This is a genomic window from Pilimelia columellifera subsp. columellifera, from assembly GCF_039532605.1.
Lineage (GTDB): Bacteria > Actinomycetota > Actinomycetes > Mycobacteriales > Micromonosporaceae > Pilimelia > Pilimelia columellifera.
Map to the genome: position 1 here is coordinate 264,440 of NZ_BAAARY010000001.1, position 15,670 is coordinate 280,109.

The window sequence follows — 15,670 nt, forward strand, 5'->3', positions numbered from 1 at the left end:
AGGTGGCTCGGGCTCCAAAACGGGAGGAACTCTCATGGCGCTTTCTCGTACCGCGTTGGCCACCGCCGCGCTGACCACCGCCGTCCTGGCCGCCAGCCTGCTGGCGCCGACCGCCGCCGCCCATGCCGGTCCGGCCGGACGAGCCGACGTCGGGTCTCCGGCAATGGGTTACCTGCTCGGCGCCGGGTCGGGACTCGCCCACAGTGCTGACAGCACCGCCCGCTGCACGGCAGGTTTCCTGCTGCGGGTGAACGGCGAGCGTCAGGTCCTCGCCTCCGGGCAGTGCGCCGGCCCGGCGGGCGGCGCGGTGCTGAGCCTGGTGGCGCACGCGGGCCTCAACATCGGGACGGTCACCACGAACGGACTTCTCCCCGATGCCGGCGCCAGGCCCCTCGACGCGGCGATCTTCGCACCGCGCCCTGGGATCTACAGCGGCAGAGAGTTCCTCACCCGGGAAGGCCGGGTTTACGGGCTGGTCACCAGCGTGGCATCCGAGGGCGCCCTCGTCGGGTCGCGGTACCTGCGCAGCGGCAAGGGGACCGAACTGACCGAAGGCGTGGTCACCGACAGCCGCCTCATCGACGGCCAACGCCACTTCTGCGGTGACGGGCCGACGATGGCGGCGGGCGACCTGGGCGGGCCGGTCGTCCTGCGTGGACCGCGAGCCGGCTACTTCGCTGCTGCCGGCATGGCCACCACGGTGGGTGACGATGGGCGGATGTGCTTCCTGCCCATGGGCACGCTGCTGACGCGCTTCAACGCCGAACTCGGCCGGCCCGGGAGCGACTGAGCCCGGGCGGCGACGCCCACCGGCAGGTTGGCGTCCGGCTGGGGGCGCCCAAGCCGTCGCAGGCGATCGGACGGTCGGAAGGGGCGAAGCGTCATCCTGGTGCGTGGCGGTCGTCACCGGCTGACCGGCATTTCCCGGCGTGAACACAGGCAAGAGTCGGTCGAATTCGGCGGCACCGGGCAGGAAGCTACGGCCTGGCCGTCGCCGGGGAGCTGATCACCCCCGGGGTCACCGGCCAGTTGTGGACCAACAAGCACGACCTGCTGCGGATCCTCGGCCAACGGCCGCCACTGACCAGACAGCTACCCGACCGCTTCGCAGCGATGAGCGTCCGGCCCCGCGGTGACCGGGCGCCCGGCGTGCGGCGGCGGCCGGCCGGTGCCGGTGTCGCCGCCGCACGGGCCGTCAGCGGGCGGACGGGCCGATGTAGAGCAGCTTGTTCGGCGAGTCGGTGCCCACGCCGGTGATCGCGTCGCTGGTGGCCGCGTCCGTGAGCAGTGTGGACATCTGCGCCGGGGTCGTCTCCGGCTTGTCCGACAGCACGACCGCCATCACGCCGGCCACGTGCGGGGTGGCCATCGACGTGCCGTCGATCGTCCGGGTGGCCGTGTCGCTGCCGATCCACCCCGACTTCACCGACACGCCGGGCGCGAAGATGTCCACGCACTTGCCGTAGTTGGTGAACGACGCCGACCGGTCGCGGCTGGTGCTCGCTGCCACCGTCACGGCCTCGGTGACGCGCGCCGGAGTGTGGTTGCACGCGTCCTGCGGGCGGCCGAGGTCGTCGCCGTTGCCGGCCGCCACCGCGAACGAGATGTTCTTGGTGGCGACGGCCTTGCGGATGGCGTCGTCGATCGGCGAGAACGGGTCGCCGCCGATGCTCATGTTGACCACGGACGGGCCGCTGGCGTTCTCGATGATCCAGTCGATGGCCTTGGCGACGCCCGGGTCCGGCCCGGAACCGTCGCAGTCGATGACGCGGACGCCGACGAGCTTGACGTTCTTCGCCACGCCGTAGGTCTTGCCGCCGACGGTGCCGCCCACGTGGGTGCCGTGCCCGTGGCAGTCGACCGCGCCGCCGCCCTCGGTGATCGCGTCGAGGCCGGCCACGGCGCGGCCGCCGAACTCGGAGTGGGTGTACCGCAGGCCGGTGTCGACGATGTAGGCGGTCACGCCGGTGCCATCGTTGGGGTAGGTGAACTTCCGGTCGGCAGTGACCTTGCGCTGGTCGATGCGGTCCAGGCCCCAGACGGGGTTGTTCTGGGTGCCACCGCCGTCGACGTGGCGCATTCCCGACTGGGCGACGTACCGGACGGCGGGGTCGGCGGCGATCGCGGCGGCGTCCCGCGCGTCGCCCTTGAACTGGAAGCCGTGGAACGCGTGCTGGTAGGTGTAGCCGACGGCGCCGCCGTGCGCGGCTGCCATCGACGCGGCCACGTCGGGCACGGCAGCCGCGCGGACGGCCGCGTCGTGGAACACGACGACGTAGTCGTTCGTGATCGGGTGGCTGGCGGTCGCGAGGAGCTTGCCGGGAGCGGGGGTGGCCGCGGCGGCCGCCGGGGCGGCCTGGGCCGCCAGGGCGGCGGTGGTGGTCAGGGCGGCGATCAGGGGTAGAATCCGGCGCCTGCGCAGCAGCGTCATGTGCCGTACCTCCGGTGTGAGGGGTGGTGGTGGCATCGGCGCCGTCCAGGTTCATCCGATCGACGGTCACCGATCCGTATACACTAGAACGTCACCGTGCGCACCACCAGGGTCACGACGCGCAGACACCCGACACCGGCGCCTCTCCCGAGGCCTCCAGCGGCATGCCAGGAACGCCCGTGCGCTCAGTAGGCGCCGGAGGACCGCAGCACCGCGGTCACGGTCCGCAGCAGAATCACCAGGTCGAGGGTGAGCGACCAGTTCTCGACGTGCCGCAGGTCCAGCCGGACCGCCTCCTCCCACGACAACCCGGAGGCGGACGGCGATTGTCCAACCGAAACCGCAGCGCAGACGATCACTTTCTCCTATGACAGCGTGATCGCATCACCGGCGGCGGCTACACGTCTGACGACCTGAGCCGGACGACCACGGTTCCAGCCAGCGGCCATCCGATGCTGATGACCGTCGCCGCCGACGGCGCACTCTGGTGCGCCCAAACCGACGATCGGCTGAGGCGGCGAGACGCCTCCGGCGGCACACGGTGATCGACCTGGAACCGGGATCGGCGACCTACGGCGTCGCCGCCGCGCCCGACGGTGGAATCTGGTTCACCGCACCGGGGCTCAACCAGATCGGCAGGGTCACCGCAGCGGGCGACCTCGCTCTGGTCGGCCCGATGGTTCCGGATGCGCGCCAGCGCGTGATCCAGATCGACGCGGTTCCACAGCGTGATGTAGTTCAAAGCAAGGCCGAGCGCGTCGGCGGTTGGCGAAACCCGGCAGGCCGGTCGTCCTGCGTGGACCGCGAGCCGGCTATTTCGCGGCTGCTGGCATCGCCGCCGCGGTGGGTGATGACGGGCGGATGTGCTTCCTGCCCATGGGCACGCTGCTGACGCGCTTCAACGCCGTCCTCGGCCGGCCCGGGAGCGACTGAGCCCGGGCGACGACCGCCACCGACAGGGAGGCGTCTGATTTGTCCGAACTGCACGCTAGCGCGGCTTCCCACCCTCAACCGGTATCGTTCACCGGCAGGTTGGCGTCCGGCTGGGGGCGCCCAAGCCGTCGCAGGCGATCGTACGGTCGGAAGGGGCGCTCGTGGCACAGTTCTACGTCAGCAACGAACCCCGGGCGTTCCACGGCGACCCGGACGCAGGCTGGCAGGTCGGCGCCCGGTTCGCCCCCGCCGGCTTGGACGTGGCGTCGCTGGACGAGTCAGCGGATTGGTTCGGTGGCGTCAAGAATTCCCGAAGCCTCATCCTGGTGCGTGGCGGTCGTCTCGTCTACGAACGCTACTTCCACGGCGGCGGCCCGCAGCAGAGCAACAATGTGCACTCGGCATCGAAGAGCGTCCTCCAGGCGGTCTACGGCATCGCGCTGTGCCGCGGCGACATCGCCAGCTACGACACGCCCATCGGCCACTACCTGCCCGCCGCCGTCGCGGCCGGCAGCACGAAGGCCGGCATCACCATCCGGCACCTACTAACGATGCGCTCCGGCCTACAGTGGTCGGAGGACGAGACCGAGTACGCCATCGAGAACGGTAACGACTGGGTCAAGGCGATCCTCGACCAGCCGCTGGCGGCGACGCCCGGCGCCCGATTCCACTACAGCACCGGCGACACCCACCTGCTGTCGGCGGTGCTACAGGCCGCCACCGGCGTCACCCTCGAACGGTACGCGTCCGTCCACCTCTTCGCGCCGCTCGGCATCGGCCACCAGGCCTGGGGCTGCGACCCGCAAGGCGTCGCGTCCGGCGGTTGCAACGTCTTCCTGCCCGCCCGGGCGCTGGCCCGCTTCGGCGAGCTGTACCTACGGAACGGCGTATGGAACGGGCAGCAGGTAGTGCCGGCCGAGGCCATAGCGTTCTCCCGCGCCTACTCCGGGCACAAGGAGCAGGACCCCCGCTACCAGTACGGCGCGCTGTGGTGGCTGGCGACCGTGCGGGGACATCCGGTGCAGTTCGCCTGGGGCTGGGGCGGGCAGTACGTCGCCGTCATCCCCAGCCTGGACCTGGTCTTCAGCTCCACCCAGGACACCACCGGCAAACCCAGGAAGGTGGAGGATCGGGAACTCGACCTCCTCGCCTTCCTCGACGAGGACATCCTGCCCGCAATCAGCTGATGGAGAAGCGGCGCCGTTGCTGGGGACTCTCCGCCACGGACGGGTCAGTCGGCGCCGCGGACTGCCGGCGGTGCTCGGCGAGCATCCGCAGACCCTTTCGGGCGGCTGTCATCTGTCCCGGGTCCAGGTCAGTCAGCAGGACGCGTTCGATGTCGCCGCCGGCATCGGCCAGGCGGGCTCCGCCAGGTCCCCAGACGGCGGTGCCGCCACGACAGGGCCGGTGCTCGGGTCCGCCCACCGGGTTGATGAAGGCGCAGTAGATGGTGTTCTCCAACGCCCGGCTGGCGAGGTAGATGGCGGCGCGGTGCTCGGCCCCAGCGGCGAAGGCGCTGGCGGCCACGTACAGGTGGGCGCCGCGGACGGCGGCGGCGCGGGCGTGTTCGGGGAAGGACATGTCGTAGCAGATGCCGAGTCCGATTCGCCACGGGCCGACGTCGAGGTCGGCGGCTGTGCCGCCCGCAGTGAAGAGCGTGTTCTCGTCGTGCCAGAGGTGCGCCTTGTCGTACACGACCTGGCACCGGCCCTCGACGCTGAGGATCAGCGAGTTCGTCAGTCGACCGTCAGGGCGGCGTACGGCGGCGCCGAGAAGGACCGCCACGTCGGCGCCGCCGGCACGGGCGGTGAGCGGACGTAGCCGCTCGTCGCGGACGTGTCCGTGCTGGTCGGCGGCGACCTCGGCGGTGTGGTCGGTGGCGAGCGCGGCCAGGTGGTAGCCGCACAGGTGCAGCTCGGGGAACACGACGAGTTGGGCGCCGTCGGCGGCCGCGGTGGCGGCGAGCGTCGCGGCGTGGGCGGCGTTGTGGGCGACGTCGCCCGGGACGGCCCGCGCCTGGACGGTGGCCACCCGCAGGGGGATGGACGGCACGGGGCTCATCGACGTGGTCCGGGTCCGCTGACGCGGGCGGTGCCGGTCGCGGCTTCTCCCCGGGCGACAGTGACGGACGAGCCGACCACGTCGGCCGCGGTGAGATGCCTGGGCAGCGCGATGTCGGTGAGCAGGTCACCGTGGCCGCTGGCGTGGTGTTCGCCCAGGTCGACGTTCGTGCCGTCGGGCCGGTTGAGGGTGACCCGCCAGCCGGCGCCGTGGGTCGACGGTGGCGCGGTGGCGCCCACCCGCAGCGCTCCCCGCGGGGTGATCGCGGCGGCCGCGATGACGGCGCGTCGGGCTGCCGGCGGGCCGAGGGTGAACATGCCGCCGTGCTTGACCAGGGGGTGTACCGGCTGGTCGGGTTCGTGCGCGGCGACGACTTCACCGATGTACATGCGGTGTACGGGCATCGGCACGACCTGCCGCAGCACGCACTCGACCGCGAGAACGCCGCCGGTGACCCACGGGACGCCGTCGGGGGTCGGTTCGCCGAAGGCGAGACCCTGGCTGGAGGTCTTGTCGAGGTCGCGGGCGGTGAAGCTGCCGGCGAAGTCGGCGAGGTCTGCCTGGTGTTCGCCGCAGAACGTGACGGCGAAGCGCCCGGCGGTGGCGAGGAGGACGTGGCTGACGGCGCGGGGGCCGAGGACGACAGCGACGTAGAGCGGTTCCTTGTTGACAAAGTAGGACCACTCGGCGGACATGACGTTGAGGCCGTCGCCGTCCGGGACAGTGACGAGCCCGACGGTGCTGGTGAGTTTCTTCCACAGCTGGGTCATGGGCGTTGTCCCGGGTCGTGGCTGGTGGCCAGCCGGAAGCCGATGGGGTACAGGGGGCTGGGGTAGGGGCCGTGGCGGCGGCTGGCCCGGGTGAGGTCGCCGTAGCGGCAGAAGCTGCCGCCGCGCGCGACGCGGTACGTGCCCACAGCGTCGGTGAGGTCGTCGCTGACCGCCTCGGCGCCGGGGTAGGGGCGGTACGTGTCGGCGACGAACTCCTCGACGTTGCCGCCCATGTCCATCGCGCCGCACCAGGAGCGGCCGGCGGGGAACGCGCCGACGGGTGTGGTGGTGTGGACGCCGGTTTCGCGGGTGTTCGCCGCGGCCGGGTCGAAGGCGTCGCCCCAGGGGTGTTCGCGTCGGTCGGGGCCGGCGGCGGCGTGTTCCCACTCGGCTTCGGTGGGCAACCGCCACGGGTGTCCGGTGCGAGCGGTGAGCCAGTCGGCGTAGGCGTCGCCGTCCTGGGGCTCGACGCCCGCCACCGGGTGGTTGGACCGGTCCCACGGGTAGGCGCCCAGCTGCCAGGTGCTCGGCCGCCGTGAACGGCCGGTGTCGTGCAGGAACCGGGCGTACTCGCCGTTGGTGACCGGGTAGCTGGCGATCCAGTAGGGGGCCAGCCGTACGGTGTGCGCCGGGGTCTCCTTGGCGATCCAGGCCGGCTCGACACCGACGTGGCGCCACGCCGCCACTACCGCGGCGACGCCTCCGGGCGCCAGGCCCATTGTCACCGGGCCGCCCGGCACCGGGCACACCGGGGGCGGATCGGTGAGGCGCGGGTCGCCACGCACGGCCAGGATCTGACCGGCGGCCAGCCGCGCGGCCAGCGGGACCCGCGCGTCCTCCACTGTGGCCGCCAGTCGGTCGACGTCGGTGTCGGGCAGCGCGCCGGGCGGCACGGCGAACGCCGCCGGCTGGGCCGGCGCGGCGTGTTCGGCCAGATGCGGGCTCGGGTCCTCGACAAGTGGCGCGCTCGGGTCGATCATGCGGTCCCCTCCGGTGGAAGCGGTAGGTGATGGCCGGCCCGGACCGCTTTGGCGGCCAGGTAACGGGCATTGTGGGTGGTCAGATGCACGGCGGTGGGCAGCACCTCGACAACGTCGATCCCGTGCTCGCGAAGCTGCCGCACCTTGTCGGGGTTGTTGGTCAGCAGTCGCACCCGGGTCATGCCCAGGGCGTGGAGCATGACGGCGGCGACCCGGTAGTCGCGGTGGTCATCGCCGTAGCCGAGCAGCCGGTTGGCGTCGAAGGTGTCCACGCCGCCGTCCTGCAACAGGTAGGCGTCGAGTTTGGGGTAGAGGCCGATACCGCGGCCCTCCTGCCGCAGGTAGAGCACCGCCCCGCCCTCCGCGCCGATCCGGCCCAACGCCTCGGCGAGTTGCGGGCCGCAGTCGCAGCGGGTGGAGCCGAGGACATCGCCGGTGAGGCACTCGCTGTGCAGCCGCACCAACGGCGCCCCGGCCGGACGGACGCCCGGCAGCAGACAGGCCAGGTGCTCGCCCGGGTCTGGCAGGCCGTTGAAGGTCACCAACCGCGCGGCTGGCCCGCCCGGACCGTCCAATGTGACGGGAACGCTGGCACGGACAGCCGCCGACCGGGACGGCGTGCCCGCGCCGGCCGGTCCACCGGGACGGCTGGACCGGCTCATGCCGGCGCCTGACCGATGCGGGCCAGCAGGTCGGCGACCCGGTACCGACGCCCTATGCGGACTCCGCCGTCCGCCCCGGCGTGCAACAGGACGAGCTGGCCGTCCCAGCCGGCGACCACGGCCCGGTCCCGATCCAGGCGGACCATGCACGACACCGCCTGGTCGAGCTGCGTGACAAGATCCCCGCCGCGCAGCGCGCCGGCCGGTTGGGACCAGTCGACCCGCCAGGCGTACACGCCGAAGTCGTAGGAGCCGGCCAGCACCGTGGGGGCGCCCGGGTCGCCGAGCACGGCCACACACTTGACCGACTCGTCCGGCCCCAGCAGGGACAGCACCGGCCCGGTGACCTTGCCGGCCGCGTCCCGGCGGCCGACCTTGACCGTGTGATCGCGGGACGCCGTGGCAACCACCTCCCCACGACGATCGGCGGCGACGGCGTTGACCAGGTTGCCGTGCTCCCACAGTGTGGTCCGCCGGCGCCAGTCGCCGCCGGCGACGGTGCGGTCGGTGGCCGCCGACAGGAAACCTCCGGGCGTCGCGGTCAGCGATTTCACCGAGCCGCCGTGGCGGCGCAGGCGCTCGCGGACGGCCAGGGTGTCAGGATCCAACAGCAGCAGGTCCCCGTCATAGGTGCCGACGACCAGCCCGTCGGCGGTGAGGCACATCGACGGCGCCGGCGACCCCACCTGCGCGCTCGTTCGGGCGCCGGTGTCGGTGACGGCGTGGACACGACCGTCGTAGCTGCCGGCGTACCACTGTTGGCGGCCCGCAGCCACGGACAGCACGGGGCTGTCACCGAGCCGGTGCGCGCCCACGTCGGGCCGGCGGGGGTCGCTGTCGAGATTGAGGGTCAGCACCGTGCCGGAGTCCAGGCCGATCAGCAGTTCGCCGCCGCGGCCGGCCACAGCGTTGGGGCCGTAGGTGGCGGTTGCGGGCTCGGCGAGCGCCACGCCGGAGAGCCGGTCCAGCAGCATCGGGGTGGCTCCGAACGTGCCGGCGGCGACGATGTCGCCGTGGGTCGCCACCGAGCGGGGCCACACCCGCGCATCCCGGAAGGTCGCGAGGAGACGGCCCGCGACGTCGAAGGTGCGCAGCGTCCCGTCGTAGGCGCCGACGACCAGGGTCGACTCGTCGGCGAAGGCGACGGAGCGGGCGGCGCAGTCGGCAGCGCTGATGCTGACCAGGTGGGCGCATCCGGCGGTGAGCAGGTCCACAGCGCCGTCGTCGCGGGCGACGGCGAGGAGGTCCCCGGACGGGGACCAGGCACAACCTTCCACCGAGGAGTCGTAGCGGCGGCTGGCGACCGTGCTGGCGGCGTCCGGGTCGGTGACCACCACCAGCCCGTCCTCGCCGACGGTGGCGATCAGACCCTGCCTGCTGGTGGCGACCATCATGCAGTGGGCGGCGTGGGCGCCGATCTCGCGGCACAGCGCGCCGGTCCCGGCGTCCCACATGGTGGCGCGACCGTCCTCGGAGACACAGACCAGGTGCCGCCCGTCGGGCAGCCACGCGACGGCGTTGACGTCGTCGGTGTGCCGGGCCAGGACCGTCACCGGCACGGGGCCCTCGTCGTCGAGGCGCCACACCGCGACGGTCTTGTCGGCCGAGGCGGTCGCCAGCCGGCGCGGGTCGGTGGGGTGCCAGGCGGCGGCGTTGACGAGCCGCCGGTGCCGCATCGTCGCCAGGCGGGTCGGATCCTTCGGATCGGTGGTGTCCCAGATGATGACGGTCCCGTCATAGGAGCAGGTGGACAGTCGCCGCCCGTCGGGGCGGAACGCCACGTGGGTGATGGGTGCGGCGTGGCCCTCGCGCTCGGGCCCCAGATTGATCACGCGCATGCCGGTTCCTTGAGTGTGAAGGGGAGTTCTTGCAGGGCGATGTGGGCAGGGGTGCGGGCGAGCCAGTGGTCGCGGAGTTTGGTCAGCGGACCGCCGGGCGCCGCGCGGTCGATGTGGTAGGTCGACAGCAGCCCGCCACGGCAACCGACCAGCAGATAGCGCCGGCCGCCGTCGCGCGCCACGGCCAGGGCCTTGGGGTAGTCGGGCAGGTCTTCCACCAACGCGAGCAGCTTGGCGCTGCGATAGTCGTAGACGCCCAGTTGCATGCCGTAGGAACTGGCGACGACCAGGTCGCCGGTCACCACCGCGTTCTCCACCGTGTTCGACATCAGACGACTCCACCGGCACCGGACGCCGCCGCCGATCGCGATCTCCTTGAGCCCGCCGTCGCCGACCACGTACAGGAGCCCGTCCTGCAGCCAGGCCCGTTTGGGGTAGTCGCCCTGGTCGAACCGCCACCGTTCGACGCCGTCGGAGTCGACGACCACGATCACCCCGTTCCGGGTGATCAACAGCCGCTCGCCGGAGGGCAGGTACAGACCGGCCCAGACCGGTAGGCCGCCGACGTCCAGGAGTGCCAGTCGGGCGCCGTCGGCGGTGTTCAGCTCGACGGCGCCGCCGTTGGTCGCCACCAGCGCGCGCCGCCCGTCGCTGTCGACGGCGACGGTGTGCGGCAGGGCCGGCAGCGGGGTCTGCCACAGCACGGCGCCGTCACTGTTCATCCGGAAGGCGTGGCGATCACGACTGATCCCCACGACGCCCCCGGCGAGGGCGGCGACGCGGCGGGTGAATCCGAGCCCGGTGCGGTGCTCGGCGGCGACGACCGGCAGCGGACCCCGCGCGTCGATGCCGATCGCGACCGTGGCGACACCGGTGTCGGTGGCGCAGTAGACCGTCGCGGGGTCGGCGCGGTCGGCCTGGATGTCCCAGACGGCCTGCCTCGGGAATCCCATCGTCGCCGTCAGTTCGCCGTCAGAATCCAGCCGCGTCACCTCACCGTCCTGGCACAGCACGTAGAGGCTGCCGTCGGCGGCTACGGCGCAGTCGATGAGCTGGTGGCTGAACCCGGTCACCGTCCGGTGCAGCCGCAGCTGTCGGTCGGAGTTGTCGAGAACGTGAAGCTCGCCGTCGAACCCGCCGGCGTACGCACGCCGTTGATCCGGCGCGAACACCACGAACTCCACGTCGTCACGGGCGAACAGCAGCCGGTCCTCTACCGTCCCGTCGGCGTCGAGGACGAGCACCCCGTTCGCGATGTCAGCGTCGGCGCCGGCGCCGAAGTCCTGGGTGGCCCAGAACCTGTCGTGGCGCGCGTCGTAACGCACCCGGTGGATGTTGCCCTCGTCGAGCTTGACCGCCGGACCGAACTCCATGGTGGCGAACGACCCGAACCGCAGGTTGCCCTTCTTGTCCGACACCGCGTGGACGCTCGGGTGCTCGGTGCAGGCCCACTCCATCGGCGAGTCCCCGGTGGGGTTCGGCCGCACCTGCAACACCTCGAAGGTGTGCAGGTCGAGCACGAGCATGTGCCGGTGGTAGCCGCTGGAGACGAACACCCGGCCGTCCCAGACCCCGATGCCGCGGGAGCTGGCCGGGGCCGGTTCCTCCCGGGGAAGCAGCAACGCGCGGTCGACGGCCGCGGCGGGATCGAGGCGGTCGGCCAGCTCCAGCGTGTCCAGCCGCCACCGCAGGATCGCGCCGCCCCTGTCCTTGCCGATCACCCAGCCGTCCGCCACGGCAAGCCCGTACACGGGCCGACCGTGGCGCACGAACGGCGAGGACCGGACCACCCGAAGGCCGTCATCCAGGAGGTGGATGCGCCCGTAGACGTCGGCAGCCAGCAGACCGTGACCGTCGACGTGCAGGATGCGGATCAGCCGGTCGGAGACGATCATTTGTTCGGCTCCGTGCCCGGACGAACCGGCCCGTCATCGTCGTCATCGTCGTCATCGTCGTCATCGTCATCGTCATCGTCATCGTCATCGTCGTCATCGTCGTCATCGTCGTCATCGAAGGTCGAGCCGCTAGCGGCGCCAACGCCCCCCTGCCCGTCAGAGCTCTGCCCCCTGCCGGCCGGGGCTCCGAAAACCTGGCCGGTGACCGCATCGACCATCGCCGTGCGCAGCCGGCTGCCAGAGACGAACCGCACCTTGTAGAACGCCTGACCGCCGACCTCAGTCAGCTCCACGCCCACGACCCGGCCCCCGCCGGCCGCCCGTAGAACCTGGTTACCTGCCTGCGCGGACGTCATCGCCGCCGTCGGCTCGCCTGCCCGGGCGGAGCTCACGCCGGTCCCGGTTGCCGGCTGGGTGCTCTGGTCGGCGAACGCCAGGCTGGTGCTACCCAGCACCAAACCCGCGGTCGCCGTGACCAGGACTGCTTTTCGCATCAGTACCTCCACTGTCGCTGTTGCCTAACCACCAGGCAGTACGGACAGCACGAGCCGACAGGTGGGGACATGGCGCAACCCTGACCAACCTTGGGAAGTCCTGGCCGTCTCCTGGCCATGTCCTGGCTTTCGCGCCCGGCCACGCGTTCCGATGGCTGTGTCTGCCGAAGCGGCCAGGCTGGCGAGACGGTCCGGCGCGTACCAACGAACGAGCCTGGTTTGGTTCAGCTGACGTCGTCCGCTGCCGAAGCGGTGGACGATATCCCTAGCCCTCCGGTCGCCTCGGCGAGCTGGTCCGGCCAGTCGAAGGAGCCCGCGTACGATGAAGGTGCTGCTCGTCGAAGACGACGACTCGATCGCCGACCCGCTCATCGACGGGCTGGCCCGCTACGGCATCACCACCCAGTGGGTCACCACGGGCGCGGAGGCCCTGGCCGCCCCACGGCCCGACATGGTGCTACTGGATCTCGGCCTGCCGGACATCGACGGCATCGAGGTATGTCGCGCGATCCGGCGCACCGACGACGTCCCCCTGATCATGCTGACCGCTCGCGGCGACGAGGCCGATCGGGTCGCCGGGCTCGAACTCGGCGCCGACGACTACCTATCCAAGCCGTTCAGCGTCCGGGAGCTCGTGGCACGGATGAACGCGGTTTCTCGCCGCGCCCGATCCGAAACGGCCGCCGCGCCCACCCCGGCCCCTGCCGGCGGGGACACCAGACGGCAGGTCATCGGCGACCTCGTCATCGACACCCGGGTGCGGGAGGTGCGGCTGGCCGGCCGACTGTTGGTCCTGGCGCCAAAGGAGTTCGACCTGTTGGCGTATTTGGCTCGCGACCCTGGCGCAGTCCTCCGGCGGCGGCAGATCCTGGAGACGGTGTGGGAGCCGAACTTTTTCGGCCGGGGCAAAACTCTGGACTTCCACGTCGCGAGCCTCCGCAGGAAGCTCGGCGACCCGGCGTGGATCGAGACCCGCCGCGGCGTCGGTTTCCGACTGGTCCCCCGGTAGACCGCCATGGTCCGGCGGCTGCTCTTCACCTACCTGTCGTTCGCGCTGCTCATCCTGCTCGGCCTGGAAGTACCGTTCGGCTACCTGTACGCCCGCAGCGAGGAGCAGCGCGAGTTCGCCAGGCTGGAACACGACGCCGAGGTGCTGGCCGTGTTCCTCGACGCCGCGCTGCGCGAACGCCAGCTCGGCCAGGTCCACCTCCTGGCGCGGGAGACCGCCAAACGGCTGAAGGGCCAGGTCGACGTCGTCGACGCTCGCGGCGAGATCCTCTCCAGCACCCATCCGGGCCAGCACCGACCCGGAGAGTTGGCCGCCGCGGAGGACATCCGCACCGCCCTGACCGGCCAGGGCCGGGTGAGCACCCGCACCGCCGAGTCCGGCGGCGAGAGGTTCATGTCCGTGGCCGTGCCCGTGCGGCCCGGCGAGCCGGGCCAGGGCGCCATCCGGGTCACCGTCCCCATGGCGACCGTCACGGACCGCATCTACCAGGTGTGGTGGATCCTCACGGCCGCGGGCCTGGTGGTCCTCGCCGCCGCCGCCGCGGTCGCTGTCGCCCTCGCGCGCTGGATCAGCCGCCCCGTACGCGAGTTGGAGACGACCGCGCGGCAGCTCGCCGACGGCGCCCCGCCACCGCCGACCCCCGTCACCGGCCCCCCGGAGCTGCGCCGCCTGGCCGCCACCGTCTACGCCACCGCCGCCCGTCTGCAAGCGCTCACCCAGGCGCAGAGGTCGTTCGCCGGCAACGCCTCCCACCAGCTGAGAACGCCGCTCGCGGCCATCCGGTTGCGTCTGGAAAACCTGGAGAACGACATCGACACGTCGGGCCGCAAACACCTGCACGCCGCAGTCCGGGAGACCGACCGGCTGGCGAGGATGGTCCAGACACTGCTCGACATGGCCCGCTCGGGACACCCCAGTAGCCGACGGGAGGCCATCAACCTCCGCGACGCCGTGACCGAGAGAGTGAGCCTGTGGCAGCCGCTGGCCGTCCAGCGGGGGGTACGCATCCAGCACACCAACATCGCCGACGTCAGCGTCTCGGTCGTGCCCGGAGCGCTCGACCAGATCCTGGACAACCTCCTGTCGAACTCCATCCGACACGCGCCCACCGACTCGCCCATCACGATCAGCACCCGCCCCACGGCCAGCCCCGAGGACGCCGCGGTCGAACTGCACATCGCCGACAGCGGACCCGGGCTGCCTCCTGACCAACGTGATCAGGCTTTCAGTCCGTTCTGGCGCGCGCCGGGCGCGCCGAAGGGCGGCACCGGGCTGGGGCTCTCACTGGTGAAGCAACTCGCCGAGGCGAGCGACGGCGAGGTGCGTCTGGAGCCAGTCGAACCCACCGGCATCGACGCGACAGTGACGCTGCCGACGGGGCCCGTTCAGTCTCCGGTGTAGAGCAGCCGGTTCGGCGTGCTGCTGGTGTTGGTCACGATGCCGGGCGTCGCCGAGGTCTTCAGCCTCTCGGCGATCTGCGCCGGAGTCAGCTGCGGTTGCCGCGACAGGAGCAGCGCCGCGGCGCCGGCCACGTGGGGAGTGGCCATGGAGGTGCCGGTCAGCGTCTTGATCGCGGTGTCGTCGGCGCTGGTGGCCGACACGATGTTGATTCCCGGGGCGAGGATGTCAACACATGACCCGTAGTTGGAGAAGTCGCCCATCCGGTCCTTGTGGTCGGTGGCCCCCACGGTGATCGCGTCTGGCACTCGCGCGGGCGAGAACTTGCAGGCCACGTCCATGATTCCGCGGGGACCCCCGTTGCCGGCGGCCACCGCGGCGGTGACCCCGGCGGCGATGAGCTTCTTGACGGCGTCGTCGACGGTCGTGGAGGCGGGCCCGCCGAGGCTCATGTTCGCCACGGCCGGCTTCTTGGCGTTGGCGATGACCCAGTCGATGCCGGCGACGAACTGCGACGTGGTGCCCTTGCCTTCGCAGTCGAGTGTTCGCACCCCTACCAGCGTCGTGGTCTTCGCCACGCCGTAGGCGGCGCCGCCCAGGGTTCCGGCGACATGCGTGCCGTGACCATGGCAGTCCGCGGCGTCGCCGTCGTTGTCGACGACGTCCGTGCCGCTGACCGCCCGGCCGCCGAAGTCGGTGTGGGTGGTACGGATCCCGGTGTCGACCACGTAGGCATGGACACCGTTGCCGCCCGGGGTCTGCTGATACCGCTTGTCCAACGGCAGCCGGCGTTGGTCGATCCGGTCGAGCCCCCAGGACGCCGGGTCGCTACGGGCCCCGGACACCTGGAACAGCTGGTCCTGCTCGACGTAGGCCACCGTCGGGTCGGCGGCCAGCCGGCGCGCCTGGGCGGGCGTGGCGGAGATCGTGAAGCCGTTCAGGGCATGCTGATAGGTGCGGGTGACCTGTCCGCCGAAGCTCCGGACGAGGGTGGCGGCTTGCTCGGCGCCGGCGCCGGGCGACCACGCGACAATGTAGCTGCCGGCGACGGCGAGCGGGCTGTCGGCGTGGCGGATCGGTGCTGTCGCCGCCCCAGCGGGCGCCGCGGGGGCCGAGACCACTGCCAGCAGGGCGCTGAGAGTCACAGCCAGCGGGAATCGTGTCATGGTGGCCTCCGGATCAGGGTCAGCGGTGGAGCG

At 71.7% G+C, this 15,670-nt stretch carries 14 protein-coding genes and 1 pseudogene; 5 read left to right on the forward strand and 10 right to left on the reverse strand.

What is annotated here, in order from left to right:
• The first annotated feature begins 34 nt into the window (after nt 1–34).
• Entirely contained in the window at nt 35–790 is a 756-nt protein-coding gene (locus ABD287_RS01305) for a hypothetical protein (RefSeq protein ID WP_344166917.1), read from the forward strand.
• Nucleotides 791–1,195: 405 nt separating this feature from the next.
• Here ABD287_RS01305 and ABD287_RS01310 read toward each other — a convergent pair whose 3' ends face one another.
• Together ABD287_RS01310 and ABD287_RS01315 are read right to left on the reverse strand one after the other, a co-directional pair.
• Nucleotides 1,196–2,431: a S8 family peptidase gene (locus ABD287_RS01310; RefSeq protein WP_344166919.1), complete on the reverse strand. Its 1,236-nt coding sequence runs from the start codon at nt 2,429–2,431 to the stop codon at nt 1,196–1,198.
• A 185-nt stretch (nt 2,432–2,616) separates the two neighbouring features.
• Nucleotides 2,617–2,745: pseudogene (locus ABD287_RS01315) on the reverse strand (sugar transferase); the annotation flags it as partial.
• A 227-nt stretch (nt 2,746–2,972) separates the two neighbouring features.
• On the opposite strand from ABD287_RS01315, the gene ABD287_RS01320 reads away from it, so the two are divergent.
• On the forward strand, nt 2,973–3,323 hold the full coding sequence (locus ABD287_RS01320) for a hypothetical protein (protein WP_344166921.1): 351 nt from the start codon (nt 2,973–2,975) through the stop codon (nt 3,321–3,323).
• Between the two features lie 202 nt (nt 3,324–3,525).
• Nucleotides 3,526–4,551 carry a serine hydrolase domain-containing protein gene (locus tag ABD287_RS01325; RefSeq protein ID WP_344166923.1) on the forward strand — a complete coding sequence of 342 codons (1,026 nt, stop codon included), beginning with the start codon at nt 3,526–3,528 and terminating at the stop codon, nt 4,549–4,551.
• On the opposite strand, the gene ABD287_RS01330 is transcribed toward ABD287_RS01325, so the two are convergent.
• From ABD287_RS01330 to ABD287_RS01360, 7 genes are read right to left on the reverse strand one after another with little or no spacing between them, the layout of a single operon-like run.
• Nucleotides 4,544–5,425: a carbon-nitrogen hydrolase family protein gene (locus ABD287_RS01330; protein ID WP_344166925.1), complete on the reverse strand. Its 882-nt coding sequence runs from the start codon at nt 5,423–5,425 to the stop codon at nt 4,544–4,546. The two genes, ABD287_RS01325 and ABD287_RS01330, sit on opposite strands and share 8 nt — an antisense overlap.
• The gene (locus ABD287_RS01335; RefSeq protein ID WP_344166927.1) at nt 5,422–6,195 is read right to left on the reverse strand and encodes a flavin reductase family protein; all 774 of its coding nucleotides are present in this window, start codon (nt 6,193–6,195) and stop codon (nt 5,422–5,424) included. The genes ABD287_RS01330 and ABD287_RS01335 overlap by 4 nt, the downstream gene beginning before the upstream one ends.
• Nucleotides 6,192–7,175, reverse strand: coding sequence for a formylglycine-generating enzyme family protein (locus ABD287_RS01340; protein ID WP_344166929.1), 984 nt, complete (start codon nt 7,173–7,175; stop codon nt 6,192–6,194). Before ABD287_RS01340 ends, ABD287_RS01335 begins: the two co-directional genes overlap by 4 nt.
• Complete coding sequence (locus tag ABD287_RS01345) at nt 7,172–7,837, reverse strand: GTP cyclohydrolase II (RefSeq protein WP_344166931.1); 666 nt, start codon at nt 7,835–7,837, stop codon at nt 7,172–7,174. The genes ABD287_RS01340 and ABD287_RS01345 overlap by 4 nt, the downstream gene beginning before the upstream one ends.
• Entirely contained in the window at nt 7,834–9,675 is a 1,842-nt protein-coding gene (locus ABD287_RS01350) for a WD40 repeat domain-containing protein (protein ID WP_344166933.1), read from the reverse strand. The genes ABD287_RS01345 and ABD287_RS01350 overlap by 4 nt, the downstream gene beginning before the upstream one ends.
• Nucleotides 9,666–11,570 (reverse strand): hypothetical protein, encoded by a 1,905-nt coding sequence (locus ABD287_RS01355; protein ID WP_344166935.1) that lies wholly within the window; start codon nt 11,568–11,570, stop codon nt 9,666–9,668. Before ABD287_RS01355 ends, ABD287_RS01350 begins: the two co-directional genes overlap by 10 nt.
• Entirely contained in the window at nt 11,567–12,064 is a 498-nt protein-coding gene (locus ABD287_RS01360) for a PepSY domain-containing protein (RefSeq protein WP_344166937.1), read from the reverse strand. Before ABD287_RS01360 ends, ABD287_RS01355 begins: the two co-directional genes overlap by 4 nt.
• A 322-nt stretch (nt 12,065–12,386) precedes the next feature.
• Between ABD287_RS01360 and ABD287_RS01365 the strand changes: the two genes are divergently transcribed.
• Both ABD287_RS01365 and ABD287_RS01370 read left to right on the forward strand, forming a co-directional pair.
• Nucleotides 12,387–13,073, forward strand: a complete 687-nt coding sequence (locus tag ABD287_RS01365) for a response regulator transcription factor (protein WP_344166939.1) — start codon at nt 12,387–12,389, stop codon at nt 13,071–13,073.
• Between the two features lie 6 nt (nt 13,074–13,079).
• The gene (locus tag ABD287_RS01370) at nt 13,080–14,474 is read left to right on the forward strand and encodes a sensor histidine kinase (RefSeq protein WP_344166941.1); all 1,395 of its coding nucleotides are present in this window, start codon (nt 13,080–13,082) and stop codon (nt 14,472–14,474) included.
• On the opposite strand, the gene ABD287_RS01375 is transcribed toward ABD287_RS01370, so the two are convergent.
• Complete coding sequence (locus ABD287_RS01375) at nt 14,459–15,637, reverse strand: S8 family peptidase (protein ID WP_344166943.1); 1,179 nt, start codon at nt 15,635–15,637, stop codon at nt 14,459–14,461. The two genes, ABD287_RS01370 and ABD287_RS01375, sit on opposite strands and share 16 nt — an antisense overlap.
• Between the last annotated feature and the right edge of the window lie 33 nt (nt 15,638–15,670).